This window comes from Shewanella sp. SACH, from assembly GCF_001887095.2.
Taxonomy (GTDB): Bacteria; Pseudomonadota; Gammaproteobacteria; order Enterobacterales; family Shewanellaceae; genus Shewanella; species Shewanella baltica.
The window spans coordinates 83,193-108,399 of sequence record NZ_MPDG02000007.1 but is presented as its reverse complement, the minus strand read 5'-3'; the positions used below and the strand labels follow the sequence as shown (position 1 = coordinate 108,399).

General features: G+C 48.7%; 18 protein-coding genes and 1 tRNA gene. 14 read left to right on the top strand and 5 right to left on the bottom strand.

Annotated features, from left to right (window positions below; genetic code table 11):
- Nucleotides 1-188 precede the first annotated feature (188 nt).
- Nucleotides 189-617 (top strand): hypothetical protein, encoded by a 429-nt coding sequence (locus tag BM607_RS19505; protein ID WP_071940565.1) that lies wholly within the window; start codon nucleotides 189-191, stop codon nucleotides 615-617.
- Between the two features lie 12 nt (nucleotides 618-629).
- Here the strand turns inward: BM607_RS19505 and BM607_RS19500 are convergent, their stop codons facing one another.
- The 3 genes from BM607_RS19500 to BM607_RS19490 all read right to left on the bottom strand — a co-directional run bounded on the left by BM607_RS19500 (nucleotide 630) and on the right by BM607_RS19490 (nucleotide 5,304).
- The gene (locus BM607_RS19500) at nucleotides 630-2,453 is read right to left on the bottom strand and encodes a glycerophosphodiester phosphodiesterase (RefSeq protein WP_071940564.1); all 1,824 of its coding nucleotides are present in this window, start codon (nucleotides 2,451-2,453) and stop codon (nucleotides 630-632) included.
- A 218-nt stretch (nucleotides 2,454-2,671) separates the two neighbouring features.
- Nucleotides 2,672-3,289, bottom strand: a complete 618-nt coding sequence (locus tag BM607_RS19495; protein ID WP_071940563.1) for an FMN-binding negative transcriptional regulator — start codon at nucleotides 3,287-3,289, stop codon at nucleotides 2,672-2,674.
- A gap of 356 nt (nucleotides 3,290-3,645) precedes the next feature.
- Entirely contained in the window at nucleotides 3,646-5,304 is a 1,659-nt protein-coding gene (locus BM607_RS19490) for an endonuclease (protein WP_071940597.1), read from the bottom strand.
- Between the two features lie 673 nt (nucleotides 5,305-5,977).
- Between BM607_RS19490 and BM607_RS19485 the strand changes: the two genes are divergently transcribed.
- Together BM607_RS19485 and BM607_RS19480 are read left to right on the top strand one after the other, a co-directional pair.
- Nucleotides 5,978-6,538, top strand: coding sequence for a MarR family winged helix-turn-helix transcriptional regulator (locus BM607_RS19485; RefSeq protein ID WP_071940562.1), 561 nt, complete (start codon nucleotides 5,978-5,980; stop codon nucleotides 6,536-6,538).
- Complete coding sequence (locus BM607_RS19480; RefSeq protein ID WP_071940561.1) at nucleotides 6,531-7,283, top strand: siderophore-interacting protein; 753 nt, start codon at nucleotides 6,531-6,533, stop codon at nucleotides 7,281-7,283. Before BM607_RS19485 ends, BM607_RS19480 begins: the two co-directional genes overlap by 8 nt.
- Nucleotides 7,284-7,373: 90 nt before the next feature.
- On the opposite strand, the gene hutI is transcribed toward BM607_RS19480, so the two are convergent.
- On the bottom strand, nucleotides 7,374-8,600 hold the full coding sequence (gene hutI / locus BM607_RS19475) for an imidazolonepropionase (protein WP_071940560.1): 1,227 nt from the start codon (nucleotides 8,598-8,600) through the stop codon (nucleotides 7,374-7,376).
- Between the two features lie 233 nt (nucleotides 8,601-8,833).
- Between hutI and hutC the strand changes: the two genes are divergently transcribed.
- The 8 genes from hutC to selA all read left to right on the top strand — a co-directional run bounded on the left by hutC (nucleotide 8,834) and on the right by selA (nucleotide 20,630).
- Entirely contained in the window at nucleotides 8,834-9,541 is a 708-nt protein-coding gene (gene hutC, locus BM607_RS19470; RefSeq protein WP_071940559.1) for a histidine utilization repressor, read from the top strand.
- Nucleotides 9,542-9,695: 154 nt separating this feature from the next.
- Nucleotides 9,696-11,363 (top strand): urocanate hydratase, encoded by a 1,668-nt coding sequence (gene hutU, locus BM607_RS19465; RefSeq protein ID WP_071940558.1) that lies wholly within the window; start codon nucleotides 9,696-9,698, stop codon nucleotides 11,361-11,363.
- 52 nt (nucleotides 11,364-11,415) lie between these two features.
- Nucleotides 11,416-12,957: a histidine ammonia-lyase gene (gene hutH, locus BM607_RS19460; protein WP_083548662.1), complete on the top strand. Its 1,542-nt coding sequence runs from the start codon at nucleotides 11,416-11,418 to the stop codon at nucleotides 12,955-12,957.
- A gap of 682 nt (nucleotides 12,958-13,639) precedes the next feature.
- A complete protein-coding gene (gene fdnG, locus BM607_RS19455) occupies nucleotides 13,640-16,654 on the top strand; it encodes a formate dehydrogenase-N subunit alpha (RefSeq protein WP_087486586.1) in 3,015 nt (1,004 codons plus the stop codon).
- A gap of 2 nt (nucleotides 16,655-16,656) precedes the next feature.
- Nucleotides 16,657-17,568, top strand: coding sequence for a formate dehydrogenase subunit beta (gene fdxH, locus BM607_RS19450; protein ID WP_011982053.1), 912 nt, complete (start codon nucleotides 16,657-16,659; stop codon nucleotides 17,566-17,568).
- On the top strand, nucleotides 17,565-18,206 hold the full coding sequence (locus tag BM607_RS19445; protein WP_006084873.1) for a formate dehydrogenase subunit gamma: 642 nt from the start codon (nucleotides 17,565-17,567) through the stop codon (nucleotides 18,204-18,206). The genes fdxH and BM607_RS19445 overlap by 4 nt, the downstream gene beginning before the upstream one ends.
- Complete coding sequence (gene fdhE, locus BM607_RS19440; RefSeq protein WP_071940557.1) at nucleotides 18,206-19,111, top strand: formate dehydrogenase accessory protein FdhE; 906 nt, start codon at nucleotides 18,206-18,208, stop codon at nucleotides 19,109-19,111. The genes BM607_RS19445 and fdhE overlap by 1 nt, the downstream gene beginning before the upstream one ends.
- A 97-nt stretch (nucleotides 19,112-19,208) precedes the next feature.
- Nucleotides 19,209-20,630: an L-seryl-tRNA(Sec) selenium transferase gene (gene selA, locus BM607_RS19435; RefSeq protein ID WP_071940556.1), complete on the top strand. Its 1,422-nt coding sequence runs from the start codon at nucleotides 19,209-19,211 to the stop codon at nucleotides 20,628-20,630.
- Between the two features lie 1,913 nt (nucleotides 20,631-22,543).
- Here the strand turns inward: selA and BM607_RS21955 are convergent.
- A tRNA-Sec gene (locus tag BM607_RS21955) sits at nucleotides 22,544-22,638 on the bottom strand.
- A 141-nt stretch (nucleotides 22,639-22,779) separates the two neighbouring features.
- On the opposite strand from BM607_RS21955, the gene fdhD reads away from it, so the two are divergent.
- The 3 genes from fdhD to yedF all read left to right on the top strand — a co-directional run bounded on the left by fdhD (nucleotide 22,780) and on the right by yedF (nucleotide 25,177).
- The gene (gene fdhD, locus BM607_RS19425; protein WP_006084880.1) at nucleotides 22,780-23,616 is read left to right on the top strand and encodes a formate dehydrogenase accessory sulfurtransferase FdhD; all 837 of its coding nucleotides are present in this window, start codon (nucleotides 22,780-22,782) and stop codon (nucleotides 23,614-23,616) included.
- Nucleotides 23,617-23,729: 113 nt separating this feature from the next.
- On the top strand, nucleotides 23,730-24,944 hold the full coding sequence (gene yedE, locus BM607_RS19420; RefSeq protein ID WP_011982059.1) for a selenium metabolism membrane protein YedE/FdhT: 1,215 nt from the start codon (nucleotides 23,730-23,732) through the stop codon (nucleotides 24,942-24,944).
- Nucleotides 24,944-25,177: a sulfurtransferase-like selenium metabolism protein YedF gene (yedF, locus tag BM607_RS19415; protein ID WP_006084883.1), complete on the top strand. Its 234-nt coding sequence runs from the start codon at nucleotides 24,944-24,946 to the stop codon at nucleotides 25,175-25,177. The genes yedE and yedF overlap by 1 nt, the downstream gene beginning before the upstream one ends.
- Nucleotides 25,178-25,207: the final 30 nt, after the last annotated feature.

Below are 25,207 nucleotides of genomic sequence, written 5' to 3'. Positions count from 1 at the left end.
GTTTTTGCCTGTCGTTAACTGTACTCATATGTATAAGTTTGTGGTTACCATAAGACTATGGTCTTAATAGCTAAGGGAAATTTAGCCTGCTATTGTAGCTAAAGTCCCTTTTCTATTCTGTGGCTTGCTGCTGTGGTTTTTCGGGAAATGATACTGCCTATTTTCAGCTGCAAATAGAGAGACCTTCAATGAAATATTTACCCGCTCTTGGCTTTGGTATCTTATTAGCGTTATTGAGTTTTATCAGTTTCTCATTAGTTGCTAGCGCGGGTTATATGCTGGATATGTTAAGTGCTGTACCCAAGATTACGCCGAACAGTGTGGAGTACCTGCTGTTAGGGGCTCACGATGCGAGTTTGCTGATATTGCTAGCAGGTTTAGTGCTTTACGCTTATCACAGGATTTTTCCTAAACTCCCCTTCGATTGGTTCACCGCTGTGTTCATCCAAATGCCACTGGGTTTAGCTGTGCTGGCGTTAGATGGTTTTAGCTTAAACCTATTGTCATTCAAAGGTTTTGCGCTGACGCTGACTACCTTCGCCGCTTCCTTTGGGGTATTAGTTATCTTCTGGTTACTGCAGCGTCGAGCTAAGCGCCTTGAGGCTATGCCCAGCTAATCGTTGCGGCATTTACAGCACATAACGTAGACGCAGTGCCGTCTGCTCAACGGGTGACAGTGATAGCCATTGTTCTCGTATTTCCACCGCTTCCTGTGGATAGTCGGTGATCAGCACATCGGCTCCCAGTGCTAACATGCGTAGCATTTGTCGCGGATTATTCACTGTCCATACATGTACTTGCTTGCCGCCCTTATGTGCTCTGGCGATAAACTTCTCATTAGTAATCGACTGATTTATCGCTAAGAATTGTGCATTCGACTTAATCGGGTCGCCGATAGATTGGGTGACAATCAGCCCTGTTTGGATTGAAGGGTCTAGTCGCTGCACTTCTTCAATAGCTCTTGCTTCGAGCGAGGTAATCACCACTTGTTGTGTCATTTTTTGTTGTTGCAGCAGGGCAACAACAGCCTGTGCTAAGGTGGGATCGGCTTGATTATATTTGAGCTCAATATTCAAACCTATTTTATTGCGCGCCTCATTGAGCATTTGTAGTAGCGTCGGCACGGATTCACCTGCAAAGGCGGCACTGTGCCAGCGACCCGCATCGAGTTGTTGTATTTCACTGGCGCTGAGATTGGCTACTCGCCGTGGATCGCCCGCGATACGCATTAAATCCGCATCGTGCAGCACCATTAAGGTGCCGTCAGCGGCGGTTTGCACATCTATTTCAGCATAATCGGCCTTTTCTGCAATAGCTAAACGCAAAGCCGCAAGGGTATTTTCTGGTGCCCTAGCGGCCCCCGCTCGGTGGGCTGAAATGAGGATTTCATCCCTTTGTGGCTCACTGCTTAGGGCGTACACTCCAAATCCCAGCATGATTAAAAAAGTCGTAACCAAGACGCCACTTAGAGTGTAAATCGACAGCTCTGAAGTCTTTTTTACTGTCTCTCGTCCAAGGCGTTCTAACCCTGCAGGTTTCTCTCCCAGTTGGCGGTATAACAACAAGATGATAAAGGCTTCGCCAAACATGCCGAGTAAGGACCAAGTTGCACTCAGCATAAAAATCAGTGCAGAGACGAGGGCCAACATGGCTAATTCTGCCGAAAGTGTCAGTGAAACCCGGTCGAGTAAGCTATCGGCCCCCCATGAGATCAACAGCATTAAGGGGTACAGCAAAGCACCAATCCTTAACCACCAACCAGCAGCGTGCCACATAATCGCGCGTTCATTGCCCGCGCTTAACTGCCAACTGCGTTTGAGTGCCGTTAATGCATCGGTTGTTTCACTGACAATTATCGTCAGGGAAAAGGCCGCTTTGGCCCACAGATATAAGCTAATAAGTAAATAGAGTAATGCTAAGAAGGCCATGCTCGATAAGGCTAAATACCATTCTACTGGCTTGAAATACAGGTAGTAATTGATGTCGTGTCCCTGTAGAAACACGCTGAAAATGAGATACCCTAATCCCATGAAAGGTACGCTGAGCAGCAGTAAGCAAGCTGCATATATGCTACCAAGGCGAATGAATACGGGTAAGCGCGCCGTGGCGAAAATCAGTGCCCGCACTGGGCCAATGGGAATATCGTATAACCCTGATGCGGCGAGAATCGTGACCCCAGCGCGCTGGGTAAAAAACACGGTAAAGCTGCTGAATAGGGTAATGATCATAAATAGCAAGCCATAGGGAGACATGGCAAAAGCGATCAAGTCGTAATTGGTTATGGTGACATTGCCAGTTTTGGCAATCAGGTGACGCAGTAGCCAGCCAAAAGACGGGACGATAATACCCGCCGACACTAAGGTAAATAGCAGTTCAAATTCAATGAGTTTTCTACCGCAACGACGAATGGCTTTAAGCGTGTCATGCCAGTAACTGTGTTCAGGATTCAGCATGCAGCTTCCTTATTCGTGCGAGTTAGGACTGTAATTTAGCAGTGTTTCAGGTTGGCGGTTAGTCATTGGTGCAATGTTTTAGATATGGGCAGGCTGTTAAAGTCTTCTTCTCAATGATTTTACATAAGACCTATGGGTGCCTGATTAAATTCAACAATGATTAACAGTGCTGCGCGACTGTGAGTGGCTAATCAAAGTATTGGCTTAGCGGCATGGGCTCAGCCATTACCTTTGCCAATATCTCGTTGATTCATATAGTGGGCTAATTGCGCCGCATCGGCATTTGGGCTGACACTTAAGCCGTTGAACACACCCTGTTGATCGCTAATGGATCTATGCTGGCCGAGCTTTTCCTTTGCTTGAATCTCATCAATCACAATTTTAAAGCCGACTAAAGCTTGGCGCAGTTTCTGCTGATACTCATCTGGCATAATTTGTTTATCTTGCAATAGCTTGGGTTCGTACTTTGTGACTAGCTTGTCCAACATGTCTTGAGTTTCGGTATCACTCAGCAGGCTTGCGACGCCATAACAATGCACCGCCGCATAATTCCATGTAGGCACCGCAGGTTTAGCGTCATACCAAGTCGGTGAAATGTAAGCGTGTGCGCCGCTGAAAACCACCAATACCCGCTGGTTTTCAAGCTCTTGCCAATGTGAGTTCGCTCGCGAAACATGGCCGTACAACACGCCATTCTCTCCCGCTGTTGCATCGAGTACAAAGGGAATATGGGTTGCATTAAGTGAGCTCGAAACCAGTAAACCAAAGCTGTTTTGCGTGATAAAAGCTGTGATGGCCTGCTGATCTGTCATCGCCATATTCTTAGGGGTATACATTGTCATCCTTGGGTTTCAACATGAGTGAAAGCGTTATATTACAAGGAAAAAGTTGGGAGTCGATAGGGGATTTAGGGTGTTAATTTGTGGCCTGACAGCTGTGGATGTTTTGCGATCAAATTTAATTTGATGCTTATTAAAATATTTTATACCCAAAGATTAGGACCTAGCATCCCAGCGACTGGGTGAATTGTCATCTAGGATTTGAACGTTTATGGATGATAGCTATGGTTAGTGAGTTGTTATGATATGTGTAATCTGTTTAATCTTTACAAATTAAGTGCTTAATGTATTTTTGTCGTAAGTAATAAGCCCAACTCGTGGTCGGGCTTATACGTGAGGACGAGATCTAAAGATTAGTTACATGAGGCACTATAAATATCAGCTGCCCATTGTGGGTTATCAATAAACGGGTTGCGGTTGTGTTGTAGCTCATAAACGCGATTATTGCGGCGACGTTCCCAGTCACTCACAGGATCTTGGATATGCCAGCCTAACAAGGTACAGAGATCGCCGAGTAGCGGTTCACCTTCACCCGTCATACCTTTGGCTATGCTCAAGTCTGGAGTTCCACTGTTATCCCCACCTTGATAACGTACATCCATGTAGAAGACCATACGTGCGACATCGCCTTTGACCATGTCGGCAGGTTCAAAACTATCGCTATCAGTTTTGTTTGCCGGTGCTTCACTCAGAGGCGTTCCTCCTAAGGCGAAATCCTTGTTACCGCGTGTACTGTTGACTGTCACATCCGCAGGACGTAAATGGTTAAGGTCGGTATAAGCGTGTTGACTGCTATTGGGGAAGCCATGGCTTTTTGCCCAGACGTGTTCTCGATTCCAAGCATCGAGTGAGCTGCTCATACCTGCACGATTGGTTTTCGGCTCTGAGCGGCCGGTATAAAGTAGAATTACGTTGTTGCTGTTATTTGGATCTTCATCTGTGTAGTTCAACCCATCCCAGACTTGCGCATAGCTGAAGTGGGTTTGATCTTGAATAATCAGATTCAAACTCGTTTTCAGTGTGGTTCCGCTTTTACCTATCGCATTCGCATAATAACTATCAAAGCTATAGCCATCAGGATTAGGTGTTGTGCCGCCAGTACCGTTATCTGGAGCTGTGGGTGCTGTTGTGATTGTATAATTAGCCGTTAAGCTAGTGCCACTAAAGCTCTGATAAGCGAAGATATTAACGTAATAACGTCCTGCAGAGGCATTTGCTATAGGGCAGGATTCATTGTTTCCAGAAAGGTAAGGGGCGCAGTCGTGTTGGTTTGTCGTCGGCTCGTTACCGAAACGAACATACAAATCGGCATCCCCGCTACCACCTTTCATCGTAAAACTGAGATCCGTAGCGTTTTCAGGAATATCAGCAACAAATTTGAGTACTTGGCCTTGGGTTGCACTTAGGTTGAGCTGGCTCTCACCCTGTTCAAGCACATTGTCAGCCGTTGCTGGTGGCGTGGAACCGCTGCCATTATCACCGCCGGTATTACATTGGGACGTTAAGTTACCGCTTCCTGGCGTACCGGCATTGTTACTGGCGGCCCAATCAGCTTGTGACTTACTGTTAATGCTGGTTGTACGAACAAGGGAAATATCACGAACATTGAGACTCCAACCTGCAATTCCGCCTTCCCAAGCGACAAGATCAACTTCATCAGTACCCTTAGTGAGGCGGACATAGTCACCCGAGTTACCTAAGCTAAGTGGCATAGGGGCGATATCGGGTGTTGAGCCAAAGAGGTTGTTAAAGCCCGCTGCATTGATTGCAACAGTGAAATAGTGCCCCGCCGTTAAAGTGCCAGTGAGGTTTAAGCTGGCACCATTATCTTTTAATTGGTATTGACTTAAATCGATAGTGTCACAGCCCGGATTAAACAGTTCGATATATTCTTCGACACTGTCATTATTTGGTGTGTCGTATAGCACTTCACTAATTAATAATTCGGCATTGGCATTCAATGCCAAGCCCGCCATGATCAAAGATATCGCGATTTTGGATTTATTTATCATCAACATTACTCATCATTATTATTTTATTATCAGTTTGGCCTTATATCGGCCAATACGGGACCCCGAACAAATCCGTTTGAATCGATTAAAGAGTGATAATCGAGAAAAGCCGCAGCAGTATGCCACAACTAAGATGTCTGAAAAGTGTGTTTTGTGTTAATTTTTTGTGTTTAGATTCGTTTTTAAAACGCTATTTTAATGACTTATCCTATCCATATTTGGCGTCTTAATTCGATATAAGTCGTTTTTCACGAGTTAGAACATATTTAGTGCTTATGCAGTCATTAATCGGTTTCGCGTTCTATAACGAATATTTTTATTTTGAGTAACAACTATTAAAACAATTAATTGCATGGAGTGTTGTTTAATTATTTTGTTATGTTGACTATTTAATTGGTCCTATTTTCTAAGATATAAGCTAAATAACTCGTTCGTAGTATAAAGCGCTTTTTTAGGGGTAAATATGCATTTTCTATGTCTTGTTTGATTAGTGGAATAAGCGAGAAACACAAAGCCGCTGTTTATTTAAAATGAGTTTTTAGAGTAAAAAACCAAGCGAGAGCATCACTATGCTTGGTATTCAGTGTCGTGATAATAGTCGATAACCTGAATGGTTGACACAGTCAACTAATCTCGATATTGTTGATACAGTCAACTATATCGAGAGCCCTCTATGCCTTCATTGTCACTCAGTGAAACTTTGCACAGATTAGTGCATGCCTACAAAAAGCAATTGCGTAGCGATATTGCTGCACAAGAGATTGATTTACCTGTCACTCATATCCGTGCCTTGAAGGGCGTGTGTCGCAATCCTGAATCGACAGCCCAGTCTATCGCCCTGCGAATGCAGCGGGATAAAGCGCAAATTACCCGTGTTCTTAATGAGTTACTGCAGGGTGGGTTGATCACTAAAATCGATAACCCTAAGGATGGCCGCAGCCAGTTACTGCGACCCACGGCAGAGGGGGAAAAGATCATGACCCAGATCAGTGCCTCAGAACGTAAAACAGTGGCGCGCATGACGCAGGCGCTGAGTTCAGCCGAAGTCGACACCTTTATTAAACTTGCCAATCGGATCAGCAAAAGTGTGGATGAGGCGGCTGCCGCTAAAAGTGGTGCGGATTGCCATGCTCAAAAAAGACCATCTAGTAAGCCAAAAGACCCGATTGGCAAAGGAGCCGTTGAGGCGCGCTTAATGGAAGAACACGCCATAGGAGAAAATCATAATGAATAAACCTGCACCACGTGAGTTGGAAGTGATCCGCTCCACTTATATCACCCCGCATATGTTACGCATGACCTTAGGCGGTGCGGGATTCGCTGGTTTTCCTATCGATCAAGAGAGTGCCTATATTAAGTTGTTATTTCCACAAACGGGTGAACGTCCATTGATGCGAACCTACACGATTCGCCAGCAACGTGCTGATGAAATTGATGTGGATTTTGTACTGCACGATACCGACGGCCCCGCATCGAGCTGGGCGAAAACGGCGCAGGTAGGCGATATCATTCAAATTGGCGGACCCGGGCTTAAAAAACTAATCAACTTTGAGGTGGATTGGTTTTTACTCGCAGGTGATATGACCGCCTTGCCCGCTATCAGCGTGAATCTGGCACAATTACCAAACAATGCCGTGGGTTACGCTGTGATTGAAGTATTGAGCGAAGCCGACATTCAGTCTCTGGTGCATCCCGAAAATGTTGAGCTGCATTGGGTGATTAATCCTGAGGCCGATCCCGAAGGTCGCCCTTTGGTTGAGCGGATTGCCCAATTACCTTGGCTTGCTGGCGAACCCGCCGTGTGGATTGCCTGTGAATTTAACAGCATGCGCGCGCTAAGAAGACACTTTAAGCAAGTGCATTCATTGCCTAAGAGCCATTTTTACACGTCGAGCTATTGGAAAATAGGCTGTAACGAGGGTGAACATAAGCTGGTAAAACAAGAAGATGAACAGTTAGAAAATGGGGCCAGTGTTTAAATCCAGATAAGGCCGCATCTTTGATTTAGCGACCTTATCTAGCTAGCCTAGCGTGCTGCTTATCCTGCATTTGCGGCGAGTACGCGCATTCTATTGGTGTACTAACTTGCCATTCTTCACCACATCTTTGCAGGGATTGACGCCGTAGGAATAGGCTAATTGCGCAGGTGTGGCTATATCCCACAGACAAAAATCGGCTTGTTTGCCAACGACTAAACTGCCGACGTTATCTTCAATCCCGAGTGCTTTGGCGGCATTTAAGGTGAGGCCTTTTAAGGCTTCCTCTGGTGTTAAGCGGAACAAGGTACAGCCCATATTCAGCATCAACAGGGTCGAGCAAATCGGCGATGAACCTGGATTAAAATCGCTGGCGAGCACCATAGGTACGCCGTATTGACGCAGTAAATCGATAGGTGGTTTTTGGGTTTCCCGCAAAAAGTAAAACGCGCCCGGCAGCAGTACGGCGCAGGTGCCACTTTCACTCAAGGCTTTAACGCCTGCTTCATCTAAGTATTCAATATGATCCACAGACTTAGCGCCAAGACGTGCGGCCAGTGCGCTGCCGCCCATATTGGTTAGCTGCTCGGCGTGGAGTTTAATCTCTAAGCCCGCGGCTTTGGCTGCGCTGAGTACCCGTTCGGTTTGCTCAAGGTTAAAGGCAATATTCTCGCAGAACACATCCACTGCATCGGCAAGGTTTTCGGCGATCACGGCGGGCAGCATCTTATTGATAATTAAGTCGACATAGCCGTCGCTGTTGTCTTTATATTCTGGCGGAATCGCATGGGCGCCAAGGAATGTGGTCTTCACATCTACGTGGTGATGTTTGCCGAGCTCGCGGGCGACACGCAGGATTTTCAATTCAGTTTCAGTATCTAAGCCGTACCCTGATTTGATCTCAACCGTAGTCACCCCTTCCTTGGCCAGCGCGTTTAAGCGTTGACGGCCGAGTTCAAATAACTCTGCTTCATCCGCTTCGCGGCAGGCCTTAACGGTCGAAATAATGCCGCCACCTGAGCGGGCAATTTCTTCGTAACTCGCGCCTTGTAGGCGTAACTCAAATTCATTGGCGCGATTACCGGCAAAGATTAAGTGAGTGTGGGCATCAATCAATCCTGGAGTGATCCAGCCGCCTTTGCCTCTGTAAACAGGAATGGACAAAACATCGAAGGCAGGTAGTTCACTGCGGGGGCCAAGCCAAGCAATTTTGCCATCTTTAACTGCGATGGCCGCATTGGTGATCGCGCCATAAGGTGCTGATATGGAAGGGTCCATTGTGGCTAAGTTAACGTCAATCCAAACCTGATCCCAAGACATGTATTCCCCTCGCTGTGCTGGCAGATGTTAACCAAGTGATTAACGGTTTATTAAATTTATGTGAGCTAGCTTGTATTTACTTGTATATACAAGCTAGGATTGTAGCCGCTATTTTCACCGTTTGAAAGTGGCATTACAGACCCGTGTCTTTGTCGCCTGCGTCAGTGCCACTTTAGCAATCATGACTTTCGCAAGGGCACAGGAACAAGAAGCTGAATTTAAGAGGAAGTGTTTTGGCTATTCCTAAGTTTGCAGAAATTAAGCAATACATTATTTCCTCTATCGAATCTGGCGAGTGGGAAGGAAGCGCCCGCGTGCCTTCCGAGAATCAACTTGCTGACTTGTTTACCTGCAGCCGAATGACGGCGCGACGTGCGTTAACCGAGCTGACGGATAACGGCGTCCTCGAACGCTCCCAAGGGCTTGGCACCTTTGTGGCTGGGCGTAAATCCCAGTCATCTATGTTGGCGATTCGCAATATTGCCGATGAGATTAAAGACCGCGGCCACGGCTATAGCGTACAGCAATGGGTGCTAGAACAAACCGTTGCCAGTACAACTATTGCAATTTCCCTTGGGCTTGAGCGCGGTGCAAAGGTATTTCATTCGATCTTAGTGCATTGCGAGCAAGGTTTACCGCTGCAAGTCGAAGAGCGTTTCGTGAACCCCGAGTTGGTGCCTGACTATTTATTGCAGGATTTTACCTTGCAGACGCCCCACGAATATTTGTCCCAAGTGGCACCGTTGACCGAGGCGCATCACACGATTGAGGCGATTATCGCCAGCGCCGAATTACAGCAAAGGCTTGAAATCCCCGCCACTGAGCCCTGTTTACAGATTTTACGCCGCACTTGGTCGCGCCAAGGCGTCGTGAGTTTTGCAAGGTTAGTTCATCCCGGTAGCCGCTTTAAACTCGGCGGCCACTTAACTTTTAGCAAGTAGCGCCGTGGCGTTATTTACCTATGTAAATCAGTCACTCCAATAGCTGTACTTTTATAAGTTAAAAGATAAAAACACAATAAAAACAATAGTGCTAACCCGTATTAGCTACTCAGCGAATACGAGTTAGCACCACAGGTTGAAAGAGGAAAATTCAATGGACAAGCGACACGACCCAAGCCGCCGCATTATTGCACCGCATGGCACACAATTAAGCTGCAAAAGCTGGTTGACCGAAGCGCCAATGCGCATGTTAATGAACAACTTGCACCCAGATGTGGCCGAGCGCCCAGAAGACTTAGTCGTTTATGGCGGTATCGGCCGCGCCGCCCGCGACTGGGATTGCTACGACAAAATCATCGAAGTCTTACAACGCCTCGAAGATGACGAAACCTTATTAGTGCAATCGGGCAAACCTGTGGGCGTATTTCGCACCCACGCCGATGCACCTCGCGTGTTAATCGCTAACTCAAACCTAGTGCCACATTGGGCGAACTGGGAGCATTTCAACGAGTTAGATAAGCTAGGTTTGGCCATGTACGGCCAGATGACCGCAGGTTCTTGGATCTACATTGGTACACAAGGCATAGTTCAAGGTACCTACGAGACCTTTGTGTCTGTAGCGAAACAGCACTTTGAGGGTATCTCCAAAGGTAAATGGATCCTCACCGGCGGGTTAGGCGGCATGGGTGGCGCGCAAACGCTGGCGGGCACTATGGCGGGCTTCTCGGTGTTAGCCTGTGAAGTCGACGAGACTCGCATCGATTTCCGTTTGCGCACCCGCTATGTTGACAAAAAAGCCACTTCGCTCGATGAAGCATTGGCGATGATTGAAGCGGCAAACCAAGCTGGCAAGCCTGTATCTGTGGGCTTACTGGCAAATGCCGCCGATGTGTTTGCCGAACTGGTTAAGCGCGGCGTTACACCTGATGTTGTAACCGACCAAACCTCGGCCCACGATCCATTAAACGGTTATCTGCCGCAGGGTTGGACTATGGCAGAGGCCGCAGCTATGCGTAAAACCGACGAAGCGGGCGTAGTGAAAGCGGCAAAAGCCTCGATGGCGGTGCAAGTACAAGCCATGCTCGATTTGCAAACTGCCGGCGCAGCTACCTTAGATTACGGTAACAACATTCGCCAAATGGCGTTTGAGATGGGCGTTGAAAACGCTTTTGATTTCCCAGGTTTTGTACCTGCTTATATTCGCCCGTTGTTCTGCGAAGGTATTGGCCCGTTTCGCTGGGTGGCGCTTTCTGGCGATCCAGAAGATATCTATAAAACCGACGCCAAAGTGAAAGAGCTTATTCCGGATAATCCACATCTGCACAATTGGTTAGACATGGCACGCGAGCGCATCGCCTTCCAAGGTTTGCCCGCGCGTATCTGCTGGGTCGGTTTGAAAGATCGCGCCCGTTTAGCGTTAGCCTTTAATGAAATGGTCAAAAATGGTGAGTTGTCGGCGCCCGTGGTAATTGGTCGTGACCACTTAGATTCTGGCTCTGTTGCCAGCCCGAACCGCGAAACCGAATCTATGCTGGACGGCTCAGATGCGGTATCCGATTGGCCATTATTGAACGCATTACTCAACACCGCCAGCGGTGCAACTTGGGTGTCTTTGCACCACGGCGGCGGCGTCGGTATGGGCTTTAGCCAACATTCGGGTGTGGTGATTGTGTGCGACGGTACCGATGCGGCGGCAAAGCGTGTTGGCCGCGTGCTGTGGAACGACCCAGCGACAGGCGTGATGCGCCATGCCGATGCGGGCTACGAGATTGCGAAAAACTGCGCCAAAGAGCAGGGGCTCGACTTACCTATGCAAGACTAGCCGATGCTAACGACTCAATAACAATAATAACTAAAAGCTTGGAGCTAAAAATATGAAATCTGTGAATCACTTAGTATTAACGCCGGGCAGCTTGAGCCTAGCGCAATTACGCGAAATCAGTCGTCATAAGCTAACACTCGAACTCGCGCCAGAGGCCATTACCGACATCAACACCAGCGCGCAAATCGTGCAAAAAGTGTTAGATGAAGGCCGCACCGTTTACGGCATCAACACGGGTTTTGGCTTGTTGGCCAATACCAAGATAGCGCCCGAAGATCTGCAATTGCTGCAACGCTCAATCGTGTTGTCACACGCCGCTGGTACGGGCCAATACATGCAAGACGCCACAGTGCGCTTGATGATGGTGTTAAAAATCAATTCATTAAGCCGTGGCTTCTCGGGCATTCGTTTAGAAGTGATTAACTTCTTAATCAGTTTAGTGAACGCCGAAGTGTATCCCTGTGTGCCAGAAAAAGGCTCAGTGGGCGCATCGGGCGATTTAGCGCCACTGGCGCACATGTGTTTGCCTATGCTGGGCGAAGGCGAGATGAGCTATCGAGGTGAGTTAATTTCTGCCGCCGAAGGTTTAGAAATCGCCGGCCTTAAGCCAATCGATTTAGCGGCCAAAGAAGGGCTCGCTTTGCTTAACGGCACACAAGCCTCGACTGCGCTAGCGCTGGAAGGGTTATTCCACGCCGAAGACTTGTTTGCGGCAAGTTCAGTGATCGGCGCCATGAGTGTTGAAGCGGCGATGGGCAGCCGTAGCCCGTTCGATTCACGCATCCATGCGGCCCGTGGTCAGAAAGGTCAAATCGATTCGGCCATGATTTTCCGTCATCTATTGGGCGAAGAGTCTGAGATCAGCGTGAGCCATGCAAACTGTGAAAAGGTGCAAGATCCTTACTCACTGCGCTGTCAGCCACAGGTACTCGGTGCTTGCTTGACCCAAATTCGCCATGCGGCCGATGTGTTAGGCACTGAAGCCAACGGCGTAACCGATAACCCACTGGTGTTCCAAGACACTGGCGATATCATTTCGGGCGGTAACTTCCACGCTGAACCTGTGGCGATGGCGGCGGATAATCTGGCGATTGCGATTGCCGAATTGGGCTCTATTGCTGAGCGTCGTATCGCACTGTTAATCGATTCTAGCCTGTCGAAACTGCCGCCTTTCCTGGTGAAAAACGGCGGCGTGAACTCAGGCTTTATGATCGCTCAAGTAACAGCGGCAGCTTTGGCGTCTGAGAATAAAACCTACGCCCATCCAGCATCGGTAGACAGTTTACCGACATCTGCTAACCAAGAAGATCACGTCTCTATGGCGACTTTTGCGGCGCGCCGTTTGCGCGATATGAGTGAAAACACCCGTGGCGTATTGGCGATTGAATTGTTAGCGGCGGCGCAGGGTTTAGATTTTCGCGCACCTTTAGCGCCAAGTACTGCGGTGGCTAAGGCCAAAACTGAATTGCGTGAAGTCGTCGCCTATTACGATAAAGACAGATATTTTGCGCCAGATATCGAAGCCGCGACAGACCTGTTATATACAGCGAGTTTTAACGCTTACCTGCCAGCAGGAACGCTAGCCAGCTTTTAAGCGCTTTAGTTCTTAGTGAGTAAACGACTAAGCCGATGTTGACTCGGTTGAGTTGGGTGTATTGGGGCGCTTTTGCTGAAATACTCAGGATTCACTCCCCAACTTGCTAAACATAACTGCTGAAATAAAACTAAATGCAGGCATAAGTGGATTGCTTATGCCTTTTTCTTGAGTGTTTTGCCTTTTTAGCTCGATCCTCATCTTTGCCCTTTTGGTGTGTTTAACACCGCAGACTCTGCACTTTTTGCGCTGATCTTTACATTGTCAAATTCAGTGGCAGCTTACCCCTCAATAAACCGTCACTTTTGTGTTTTTATCCGCCATCGTTATACACATTTTAATATATAAAACTATTTTTAATAACCATATAGTTAGGTTGTGAGACAATATGGACCTGCTTTGATGGACAAATTGTCCTTTTGGTATTTTTGGGCTTTAACTCTTTAAATAGGTGTTTTTTACATTATTTAAAGTTTTTAATTTCAATATTATTTATTTATTTGGATTTAAGTTTTGTGATTGGTTATTTGCGATCTCGATCTCATGTCATTATTTGTTATCTATTTCCTCTTTAAGGATAATCTTAAATTAAGTGTGGTCTTTAAGTGGGCCCACTCGATCGGTTGCAATTTTCACCACAGCAACCACTAGACTCATAACGACAAGAGTGTGAGAGGACGCAATGAACAGACGCCAGTTTTTTAGACTGTGTGCTGCCGGAGCTGCCACCTCAGCAATTTCTGCGTTGGGATTGATGTCCGAAAAGGCCTATGCGGCCGTTCGGGAATTCAAACTCATTAGCGCGAAAGAAACCCGCAATAACTGCTGCTATTGCTCAGTGGGTTGCGGATTGCTGATGTACAGCAAAGGAAGTAATGGCAAGAACGCCGAACAGAGTATTTTCCATATCGAAGGGGATGCAGACCATCCAGTTAACCGTGGGGCCTTGTGTCCTAAAGGCGCTGGTTTAGTGGATTATGTCAATAGTCCCAATCGGCTTAAATACCCAGAGTACCGTGCGCCAGGCAGCAATGAATGGACACGTATCAGCTGGAGCGAAGCTTACCAACGCATCGCCCGCCTGATGAAAGATGATCGTGATGCTAACTTGATTGAAAAGAATTCTGCCGGGACGACGGTTAACCGTTGGCTTAGCACTGGGATGATGACCTCGTCGGCGATGCCGAACGAAGGCGGCTATATCACCCAGAAATTTGCACGGGCACTGGGCCTAGTTGCAATCGATACTATTGCGCGTAACTGACACTCTCCAACGGTAGCAAGTCTTGCTCCGACATTTGGACGTGGTGCCATGACCAACCACTGGATCGATATTAAAAATTCTAATTTGATCATTATCATGGGCGGTAATGCTGCAGAGGCTCACCCTGTCGGATTTGGCTGGGTTACAGAAGCGATGCAACATAACAACGCTAAACTTTTGGTGGTCGATCCTCGCTTCACCCGTAGCGCCGCTGTGGCCGATTATTATGCGCCGATCCGTTCGGGCACAGATATCGCCTTCCTGCTCGGGGTGATCCGCTATCTTATTGAAACCAAACAAGTGAACTACGACTATGTGAAGGCTTATACCAATGCCAGTTACATAGTGCGCGAAGACTTCTCTTTTAGTGAAGGTCTGTTCAGTGGTTTCGATGAAGAAACAGATAGCTACGATAAAGAGTCTTGGTACTACGAGTTAGACGAACAGGGTTACGCGAAAGTCGATCCTAGCTTCGAGCATCCACGCTGCGTGTGGAACTTAATGAAGCAACATGTAGATCGCTATGACTTTGAAACAGTAAGCAATATTACCGGTACGCCGATTCCGGACTATGAGATGGTTTGCCAGCAAATTGGCAGCACTCATACCCACGATAGAGCCGCCACTTTTATGTATGCCTTAGGTTGGACTCACCATACTAAAGGGGCGCAGAACATTCGCTCTATGGCTATGGTGCAGTTGCTGCTGGGTAACATTGGGGTGTTGGGCGGTGGCGTTAACGCACTGCGTGGTCACTCTAACGTGCAAGGCGCGACCGATATGGGTTTATTGTGCCAAAGCTTGCCTGGTTACTTGAAGTTACCGAGTGAAAAAGACACTGATCTTAAGACCTATCTCGATCGTTACACGCCTGTCGCCTTGCGTCCAGGTCAAACCAACTATTGGCAGAATTACCCTAAATTCTTTATTTCGCAAATGAAGAGCTTTTGGGGCGATAACGCCACGGTTGAAAATGACTTTGGTTATGACTGGGTGCCTAAGTGGGATAAACAGTACGACTTTACTAAGCACTTAGATATGGCTTTCCACGGTGAAGTGAATGGCTACATTATCCAAGGTGTTAACGCCATTAATTCTATGCCGAACCGCAATAAGGTACTCAAAGCCTTGAGTAATCTTAAGTACATGGTGGTGCTGGATGCCTTGGCAACTGAAACCGCAACCTTCTGGCAAAATGCCGATGGCTTCAACGAGGTGAATCCCGCTGAAATCATGACGGAAGTGTTCCGCTTACCGACGACGTGTTTTGCTGAGGAAGAAGGTTCCATCGTCAACTCTGGGCGTTGGATGCAGTGGCATTGGAAGGGCGCTAACCCGCCGGGTGAAGCCAAGCCAGATGCTGAGATTCTCTCTGGTGTCTTAATGGCCATGCGTGAACTGTACAAGCAAGAGGGCGGTAAGTTGCCTGAGCCAGTGCAAGCGATAAGTTGGGATTACCACAATCCTTACTCGCCGCATGCCGAAGAAGTTGCTCGCGAGCTTAACGGTAAGGATCTCGTGACTCAGCGTCAGCTCAGTAGCTTCTCTGAACTCAAAGCTGATGGTAGTACTGCTAGCGCCTGTTGGATTTATGCAGGTTCTTGGACCGAAGAGGGCAACCTGATGGCTCGCCGCGACAACCATGATCCTTCGGGTAAAGGTGTCACTCCGGGCTGGGCATTTGCTTGGCCAGCCAACCGTCGCGTGCTGTATAACCGCGCTTCTTGCGATATCAACGGCAAACCATGGGATCCCAAACGTACTATCGTCGAGTGGGTTGATGGTAAGTGGAATGGTATCGATGTGGGCGACTTCAATATGAAGTTAACCCCACAGGAATCCGCAGGTCCCTTCATCATGCAACCTGAAGGTGTGGGTCGCTTCTTTGCCCTTAAGTTGTTGGCCGAAGGTCCGTTCCCTGAGCACTACGAGCCGATGGAGTCGCCTATTGGGGTGAACCCGTTACACAAGGTCACCAGTAACCCTGCGGTACGTATGTTACCGGGCGTGAAGGAAACCTTAGGTTCCCATAAGGACTTCCCTTATGTGGCAACCACTTATTGTGTAACTGAACACTTTAATTTTTGGTCTACTCATGCCCGTTTGGCTGCGATTTCTATGCCGGAAACCTTCGTCGAAATCGATGAAATGTTGGCGGCAGAAAAAGGTATCGCCAATGGGGATTGGGTCACTGTCAGCTCTAAACGTGGCAGCATTGAAACCAAAGCCTTAGTGACTAAACGTCTGCAGCCGTTAAAGGTGAATGGTCAGTTAGTTCATACCGTCGGGTTACCCCGTCACGGCAGCCATAATGCGCTCACTCGTAAGAGTTACTCCTGTAACGTGCTCACCACGGAAGTGGGGGATGCAAATACACAGGTGCCTGAGTTCAAAGCATTTTTGGTTAACATCACTAAAGCTAAGGGGCTCTGATTATGGCATCACAAGACATTATCCGCCGCTCTGGTACTTCAGCGGTGACGCCTGCGGCAAAGGGGCGTAATTCGTCAGAAAAGGTCGCCAAGCTGTTCGACGCCACTAAGTGTAATGGCTGTAAAGCCTGCCAAGTGGCGTGTTCTGAGTGGAATGATTTACGGGAAGAAGTGGGCACGTTCCAAGGTAGTTACCAAAACCCTATGTCGCTATCGGGCCAATGTTGGACCCTGATGGAGTTCCATGAGGTGATGGAAAGCAACAAGCTGCGTTGGCAATTTACCCACTCGGCCTGTATGCACTGTGCCGACCCAGCCTGCTTAACTGCCTGTTCGACCTCGGGCGCGATTATCCAGCACGCCAATGGTGTGGTGGACTTCGATTCAGACAAGTGTATCGGCTGCGGTTATTGCGCCAGTGCTTGTCCCTTCGATGTGCCCAAAATCGATCCCAAGGATAACAAGGCCTACAAGTGCACTATGTGCTCTGACCGTTTGGCCGTGGGATTGGAACCTTCCTGTGTTAAGTCCTGTACCACAGGGGCGCTGCGTTTTGGCACCCGTGAGGACATGTTGTTTTACTCGCAAAAACGGGTTGAAGAACTGAAGGAAAGGGGCTTCGCTAAGGCAGGACTCTATAACCCTGAGGGCGTAGGTGGTACGGGTATGATGATGATATTGCACGATATCAATCAGCCCGAAAGCTACAACATGCCGGATAACCCGCAGATCCCGTTGTCACTCACTTTGTGGCAGGACTGGGTCAAACCTTTAGGCACTATGGGCATTCTTGCCACTGCCGCTGTCGCTTGTCTGCATAAGATTACCGTCGGTCGCAACATAGTGGAAGAGGACCAGCCGGGTTATCAACCGCCAGAGGAAGAGGCTAAGCAGGAAGAGGAGGGCGACAAATGAGCAAGCATGATAAGCAAGAAATGATAGTGCGTCACAAGCTGTTCGATCGCATCTGTCATTGGTTCATTGTGGCGGTTGGCCTAGTGACCTTTCTTACTGGCTTCTCCTTCTTCTATCCGTCGTTTCAATGGTTGGGGGCGATAGCGGGCACACCGCAATTGGCGAAGTTTATTCACCCTATTGCGGGCTTGATGATGTGCTTACCGCTGATGTTGATGTTGGTGCGTTACTACAAACACAACAAATGGGAAAAACACGATCTCGCTTGGATGCTCGCCATCAAGGATGTGATGTTCGAGAACGAGGAGAAAATCCCGCCTATCGGCCATTACAACCCAGGGCAAAAGGTATTGTTTCGCGCCTTCGTGCTGACGTCTGTCACTTTAACCGTGACGGGGATCATCATGTGGCAACCGTATTTTGCGCCCTATTTCTCCGCCACAGTAGTGGGTTGGGCCATTCTGTTGCACGCCATTTGTGCGCTCATCATGTTGATTTTTGTGATGGTGCATTTCTGGATGGCGACGTGGGTGGAAGGGTCAGTCACGGGCATGCTTTACGGCAAGGTCTCTAAGGCTTGGTGCCGTAAGCATCATCCTGTGATGTTGGATGAACATTCGGACGTGGAGAAAAAATAATGAGTCATACAGCCGAGATACCTCTGGTCCCCGGCAGCGAATCGCCGCTGGAACTTAAACCGTTAAAAGCGGCAGATCCCCAAGCTGTGTATCACAGAAGGGCGCAGCGTTTGCTGTCATTGGCCAAGGACTCGCCGCTGGCTGACTACTTTGAGCTGTGCCGCCGCCTGGTCTCTATACAGGCCAAATTGGCGGAGGAGGCTGACTTCGGTCAGCTTCTCGCTTGGGGGAAAGATGAGGCGACTCCGCTTTCTCTGTTGGGCTCAGAGGCAGATAGCTATTGGCAAGGACTGCTACAGCAACTGTTAAGTGATTTGTTGCCGCAAGTGGATGAATCCATTGCTCGGGTAGTGCGTTTGCTGATGCAGCAATCTCCAGAACAGCTGAGTTCGTGGGGGCGTTCACTGCGCCAAGGACATGTCAGTGAAGTGCCGGCCCATTTTAGCTTATTCATCTGGGCGGCGATGAGCGTCTACTGGTCGCATTGGGCACCTATGGTCATCAAGCGGATGGATCAACGTAAGGTGGCGCAGCAGAGTATGTGTCCCGTTTGTGGATGTCATCCGGTGGCGAGTGTGATTGTCGATCAGCCCCGTGCTGGTTTGCGCTATCTGCATTGCAGTTTGTGTGAAAGCGAGTGGCATTACATTCGCGCCCATTGCACCAGTTGCGGTCAGGACAAAGAGATGACGATTTGGTCGCTAGATGATGCTCAGGCTCAAGTGCGGATCGAAAGCTGCGATGAATGTCATGGCTACACCAAGATGATGTTCGTTGAAATGTCACCTTCTATGGATGTGGCGGCTGACGATCTCGCAACCTTGATGTTAGACAGTGAGCTAAATGCCAAAGGCTTTGGGGCGACAACATTGAACCCACTGCTAATGGCCCACGAAACCACGTAAGCCAAATAGCTTAAGTCAATGCAGGAGGGAGTCGGGTTGCTGATCCCTTCCTGCTTTTTATCCAACAGATGGCAATAACTTAAACAAGATGACACAGATGATGACCCAAGCACCCGAAACGCCACAAGCCTTGTACCGCGCTTTGCCCTCAATGGACAGCTTACTGGCGGAGCCTAGCTTTGTCGTATTGCAGCAGTCTTACGGCAAAGTGGCAGTAAAGACGGCGCTGGATAGCCAGTTAAAGGCGGCGCGAAGCTTAATTGGCAGTGAGCGCCGGTTGCCGACATGGTGTGGCGAGCTTGCGCAATTGCACGGATGTTTGGTTGATCAACTGTCTAAAGACTACAGCCACAGCTTAATACCTGTGTGGAATCTTACTGGCACCATACTGCATACCAACCTTGGCCGAGCGCAGCAATCAGAGGCGGCGATTCGAGCCGTGACTTCTGTTATGCGCTACCCCACACCGCTGGAGTTTGAGCTTGCGGCAGGTGAACGTGGTCACAGGGATAATGCAATCAGTGCTTTAATCCAGCGCTTAACGGGTGCCGAGGCTTGTTGTGTCGTGAATAACAATGCCGCAGCTGTGTTGTTGATGCTGTCAGCTGTGGCTGCGGGGAAAGAAGTCATAGTCTCCCGTGGTGAGTTGGTGGAAATTGGCGGCGCGTTTCGCATCCCTGACATTATGCGCCAAGCGGGCTGCACCTTAGTCGAGGTCGGCAGCACCAATCGGACTCACCTTAAGGATTATGAGCAGGCAATTACTGAAAATACCGCTGCGATAATGAAGGTCCACACCAGTAATTATCATATTAGTGGTTTTACTGCCGCAGTGGAGGAGGCAAGGCTGGGTCAGTTATGCCGTGAGCGTGGCATATCACTCATTTCGGATCTTGGCAGCGGTTCACTGACTGATCTGCGCCGCTTTGGTCTAAAGCAAGAACCTACGCCCCAAGCCATGCTGGCCGATGGGGTCGATTTAGTGAGTTTTTCTGGCGATAAATTATTGGGCGGTCCTCAATCGGGTTTAATTGTCGGTAAACAGTCGCTGATTAAGCAGTTACAGAGTCATCCACTAAAGCGTGCCCTACGTTGCGATAAGCTGATTTTGGCGGCGTTAGAGGCAACATTGATCCACTATCTTAACCCTGAAACCTTAGACTCTGAGCTGCCCATTATGGCGAAATTTGCCCGTAGCCAAGAGACGTTATGGCAGATTGGTCGTCGCTTACAGCAAGCTTTGGTTCCACACTTTGAACCTTGCTATCGCATTGAGTTAGTCGAGTGCCAAACACAGGTCGGCAGTGGCTCGCAGCCCGATACTTTTTTACCCTCAGTGGCGCTGTGTTTTATTGCACTCGATGGCGGCAGTTTAAGTTTGTTAGAACAACAATTTAAGCAGGCGGCACGCCCTGTTATCGGTCGAATGAGTAACGATCAACTCAGATTAGATTTACGCGGTCTTGATAGCGAAGCCGAGCTACTTGCCGAGCTGAGCACATTAGGTATGCAGTTGTGATCATTGTAACTGCGGGTCATGTCGATCATGGCAAGAGTACGCTTATTCGCGCCTTGACTGGGATGAATACCGATCGTCTGCCGGAGGAGAAGCGCCGCGGTATGACGATCGATCTCGGCTATGCGTTTATGCCGCTTAGGGATGGTTCGCGCCTCGCTTTTATTGATGTGCCTGGGCATGAAAAATTTATCAACAACATGCTGGTGGGCGTGAGTCATGCTCGCCATGCCTTACTCGTGCTGGCCTGTGATGATGGCGTTATGCCGCAAACCCGCGAACATCTGCAAATCCTAGCGCTCTTACCGCTTCACAGTTTGACCTTAGTGCTGACTAAGCGAGATCTGGTTGATAGTGATATGGCTGAGCAGCTTGTCGCCGATGGACTCACTTTGCTGGCCGAGTATGGCATTGAGTCCAGTGGTGTTTTTCAGGTGTCAGCGAGTGAAACTGCTGACTTAGCATCCAATGGTGTGGCCGCGCTGAAGGCGCATATTCTTGACTTAGCTGAGCAGGAGTCTAAGCGAGCTGAGGATGCCAGCAGTTTTAGGATGACCCTCGATCGCGCCTTTAGTGTGAAGGGCGCAGGTTGTGTGGTTACGGGCACAGTGATCAGCGGCAATGTGTGCGTGGGTGATAGTCTTTTTAGCTCAGGACAAAAGGCCAAGCTGAGAGTACGAGGCATCCATTGTCAGGGACAAGAAGCCCAAAGGGCCGTCACGGGGACACGTGTAGCACTCAATTTAACCGGAGTTGATAACCATAGGTCGCCCGAGCGCGGCGATTGGCTGAGCAGCTTGCCTCAAGCTGAGCTCTGTAGCCGCCCTGTGGTGCATATTCGAGTCTTCGATTTATTAGGTATTGAGCCCTTGGTGCATTGGCAAAATGTTCACTGTCACCATGGCGCTGATCATACTTTAGGGCGAGTTTCGCTGTTAAATGAAGCTGATGCTGAAGGTTTTTATCTGGCGGAGTTGGTACTCGAAAAGCCGCTACTTTTATGTCAAGACGACCGCATCGTCCTGCGCCACATTGGCGGTAAACAGACTTTAGGTGCAGGGCGAGTATTGGCACTTAAAGTACCCAATCGTAAGAAGCGCACGCCTGAACGAGTTGCGAGGTTACAGCAAGTAGCGCGCTTGGATAATCCAGCCCATGTGGTGGCTTTACTCGGTCAAACTCAGGCACTAGAACTTGCTGAAATTGCGTGGCGTTGGCAATTAACCGACGAAGGGCTCGCTATGCTCTTAGCCCAAGCGGGTTTAGTCCGTCTTGGTGAGTTTGCCGTGGCCACACGTTTACTTGAGCATGAAAAACAACAGTTTGTTTCCTTACTGAGCGAGTTCCATCAACAACATCCCGACCAACTTGGACTGGGACGTAATCGCCTGCAACGCATGAGCCACAGCGCTTTGCCGCCCGAATTAGCCAATAAAGTGCTCGATACGCTGTGCCAAGAGGGGCGCATGGTATTGCGTGGCGCCCTGTTGCAATTGGCCGAGCACAGAATAGTGCTCGATGCTGAGGCGCAGCATTGTTGGCAGGCACTTGCGCCTTGGCTTGCCGAGCAAACTGCCCCTGTGTGGGTTACCGAAATGGGCGAATACCTTGAGCTGGAACCTGCCAAATTAAGGCTGCTGTGTTTCCAGCTGGTGCAACAGGGGTTTATTACTGCAGTGGTGAAAGATAGGTATTTACTCAGTGAACAACTTTGCTATTACGCCAGCTTAGTGCGTACTCACGTCGCTGAACACGGCAAGCTCGAAACTGCTGAATTTAAAGACTTAATAGGGCTTGGTCGCAAGGTCAGCATTCAGCTGCTTGAGTTTTTTGACAGAAGTGGTTTTACCCGTAGGAAATATCGCAGTAATAGCCGGGAAATTCGCGACGCGGAGCTTTTTTTCTCCCATGAGAATTGGCGGAAGAACATAGGAGTCGAACCTACCCAGGACTGCTGGCAGCCCTACCCGGATTTGAAATCCGGACGCCTCACCGGAGACGACGTTCTTCCAATAGAAGACCTAGGGATAGTAGAAAATGCGTAAAGATGATTCAAGGCGATTCGTATTTAGTTTATGGGTTTGTGATACAAGTCTTAAATTGTCATCAAACTAATTGTTTTTATTTGATTTTATAGTTTTAGAGGGGCGCTATGGAATATCATTCACATGAAGTGGTTACTGAAAGAAACGTGGTCCTGTTAGAGCATGGACACGCATCTGAGCTGACTGATTACTTAGCCAATGAAGTACGGGTTGCGCTGGTCTATAACGGCATCGCCCATACCGTTATGTTGGCGAGCCCCCAAGATTTAGAAGCCTTTGCCATAGGTTTTACGCTGTCAGAACGTATCGTTTCCCATATCAATGACATCAAAGGGGTAGAACTCGAATTCACCCGTGAAGGCGTGTTGATCCAAGTGGAAATCAACCAACGATGCTTTATGGAACTCAAACAACAAAGGCGCAATATGGCGGGACGCACAGGTTGTGGATTGTGCGGCGTCGCCCAGCTCGAAGAGGCCGTCAAGCCTGTTATGCGGGTAGACTCAGATGCCAGATTCGACATCAGCCACTTACAAGTCGCACTTGGGCAAATTAAAGATAATCAACAGCATTTTAAGCTGACGGGCGCGACGCATGCTGCCATGGGGCTTAACCATCAAGGACAGATCATCGCCGCCTATGAGGATATAGGCAGGCATATCGCACTCGACAAGTTAATTGGCGCCTTTTCCGCTCACAATGTGGAACGTCCAGTGGCCGTATTGCTCACCAGTCGCGCGAGTTTTGAAATGGTGCAAAAGGCCGCCAGTGCCAATATCCAAATTCTGTTTGCTATGTCCGCCGTGACTTCACTGGCGTTGGAATTAGCAGAGAAAAGCAATATCACGCTTATCGGTTTTTGCCGCAATGGCAGGGCAACGCTCTACACCCACGGTTATCGACTGTTGGGACAGCACTGCGCTAGCTTAGCCAAAGCCATTTAAGCGTGAGGCCACTTAAGATTGGCGTTGTATATAACAACCTAAATCATTGTGGCATAAAGGTTATAAGCGCATTGTGCTTATTTTTTTATAGTCTCGTTCATTAGGGTAATGACATGACATGGCAACAATTTAAACAAGAATACTTAGTTCGTTTTTGGGCTCCTATGCCAGCGGTGATCGCTGCGGGTATCCTTTCTACTTACTATTTTGGTCTGACTGGAACCTTCTGGGCTGTTACTGGGGAATTCACTCGTTGGGGCGGGCACTTGATGCAGTTTTTTGGCGCAGAGCCTGAAACCTGGGGATATTTCAAAGTGATAGGTCTGCAGGGGTCTCCTTTAGATCGTATCGACGGCATGATGATTATCGGTATGTTTGGTGGTTGTATTGCTGCTGCGCTCTGGGCCAATAACGTCAAACTGCGTATGCCACAGAGCCGTATTCGTATTGCTCAGGCGCTGATCGGCGGCATTATTGCTGGCTTTGGTGCCCGCTTGGCTATGGGTTGTAACCTTGCTGCCTTCTTCACGGGTATTCCGCAGTTCTCGTTGCATGCTTGGTTCTTTGCTCTGGCGACTGCTGCCGGATCTTACTTTGGCGCAAGGTTTACCTTACTGCCTATGTTCCGTATTCCGGTAAAGCTGAAGAAGGTGAATAAAGCGACTTCGATTAAGCAGGATGAAAATCAGGCTCGACGTCGTTTCCGCATCGGTATGTTAGTGTTTGTCGGCATCGTCGGTTGGGGCTTATTGACTATGTTCAATGCGCCTAAACTCGGCATAGCTATGCTTTGCGGAGTCGGATTTGGTCTGTTAATTGAACGGGCACAAATCTGCTTTACCTCAGCGTTCCGCGATATGTGGATCACTGGTCGTACTCATATGGCGAAGGCCATTATCTTAGGTATGGCGGTCAGTGCGATAGGCATTTACAGCTATGTGCAACTGGGGGTGCCACCTAAAATTATGTGGGCGGGTCCTAATGCGGTGATCGGCGGCTTGCTGTTTGGTTTTGGTATTGTGCTTGCTGGTGGTTGTGAAACGGGCTGGATGTACCGTGCAGTTGAAGGCCAAGTGCATTTCTGGTGGGTCGGTTTAGGCAACGTGTTAGGTTCGACTTTACTGGCGTATTACTGGGATGACTTAGCTCAACCCTTAGCGACCAACTGGGACAAAGTGAATTTATTAACCAGCTTTGGTGATAGGGGCGGCTTATTGCTGACCTATGTGCTGCTGGGACTTTCCTTTGGCGCTATGTTGCTATGGGAAAAACGTTTCTTTGCTCGTAAGGCGAAGCGTGATGAACAATTGCTAGCGGAGGCGGCGTAATGAATCAATATGTTCCAGATTATCAACTCGATATGGTCGGTGAACCTTGCCCTTATCCTGCAGTGGCCACCCTTGAAGCTATGCCTAAGTTAAAGCCCGGTGAAATCCTCGAGGTGATCAGTGACTGTCCGCAGTCCATCAACAATATTCCCCTCGACGCTAAAAATCATGGTTATAAAGTGTTGGAAATTGAGCAGAATGGACCAACGATCCGTTATCTGATCCAGCGTTAGCGATTGATTTTCGCTAAGGCGTAAAACTGA

What these genes read in the sequence shown, in the direction of transcription:
- BM607_RS19505 (WP_071940565.1), top strand. Translation starts at nt 189, where the DNA reads ATGAAATATTTACCCGCTCTTGGCTTTGGTATCTTATTAGCGTTATTG.
- BM607_RS19500 (WP_071940564.1), bottom strand. Translation starts at nt 2,453, where the DNA reads ATGCTGAATCCTGAACACAGTTACTGGCATGACACGCTTAAAGCCATT.
- BM607_RS19495 (WP_071940563.1), bottom strand. Translation starts at nt 3,289, where the DNA reads ATGTATACCCCTAAGAATATGGCGATGACAGATCAGCAGGCCATCACA.
- BM607_RS19490 (WP_071940597.1), bottom strand. Translation starts at nt 5,304, where the DNA reads ATGATAAATAAATCCAAAATCGCGATATCTTTGATCATGGCGGGCTTG.
- BM607_RS19485 (WP_071940562.1), top strand. Translation starts at nt 5,978, where the DNA reads ATGCCTTCATTGTCACTCAGTGAAACTTTGCACAGATTAGTGCATGCC.
- BM607_RS19480 (WP_071940561.1), top strand. Translation starts at nt 6,531, where the DNA reads ATGAATAAACCTGCACCACGTGAGTTGGAAGTGATCCGCTCCACTTAT.
- hutI (WP_071940560.1), bottom strand. Translation starts at nt 8,600, where the DNA reads ATGTCTTGGGATCAGGTTTGGATTGACGTTAACTTAGCCACAATGGAC.
- hutU (WP_071940558.1), top strand. Translation starts at nt 9,696, where the DNA reads ATGGACAAGCGACACGACCCAAGCCGCCGCATTATTGCACCGCATGGC.
- hutH (WP_083548662.1), top strand. Translation starts at nt 11,416, where the DNA reads ATGAAATCTGTGAATCACTTAGTATTAACGCCGGGCAGCTTGAGCCTA.
- fdxH (WP_011982053.1), top strand. Translation starts at nt 16,657, where the DNA reads ATGGCATCACAAGACATTATCCGCCGCTCTGGTACTTCAGCGGTGACG.
- BM607_RS19445 (WP_006084873.1), top strand. Translation starts at nt 17,565, where the DNA reads ATGAGCAAGCATGATAAGCAAGAAATGATAGTGCGTCACAAGCTGTTC.
- fdhE (WP_071940557.1), top strand. Translation starts at nt 18,206, where the DNA reads ATGAGTCATACAGCCGAGATACCTCTGGTCCCCGGCAGCGAATCGCCG.
- selA (WP_071940556.1), top strand. Translation starts at nt 19,209, where the DNA reads ATGATGACCCAAGCACCCGAAACGCCACAAGCCTTGTACCGCGCTTTG.
- fdhD (WP_006084880.1), top strand. Translation starts at nt 22,780, where the DNA reads ATGGAATATCATTCACATGAAGTGGTTACTGAAAGAAACGTGGTCCTG.
- yedE (WP_011982059.1), top strand. Translation starts at nt 23,730, where the DNA reads ATGACATGGCAACAATTTAAACAAGAATACTTAGTTCGTTTTTGGGCT.
- yedF (WP_006084883.1), top strand. Translation starts at nt 24,944, where the DNA reads ATGAATCAATATGTTCCAGATTATCAACTCGATATGGTCGGTGAACCT.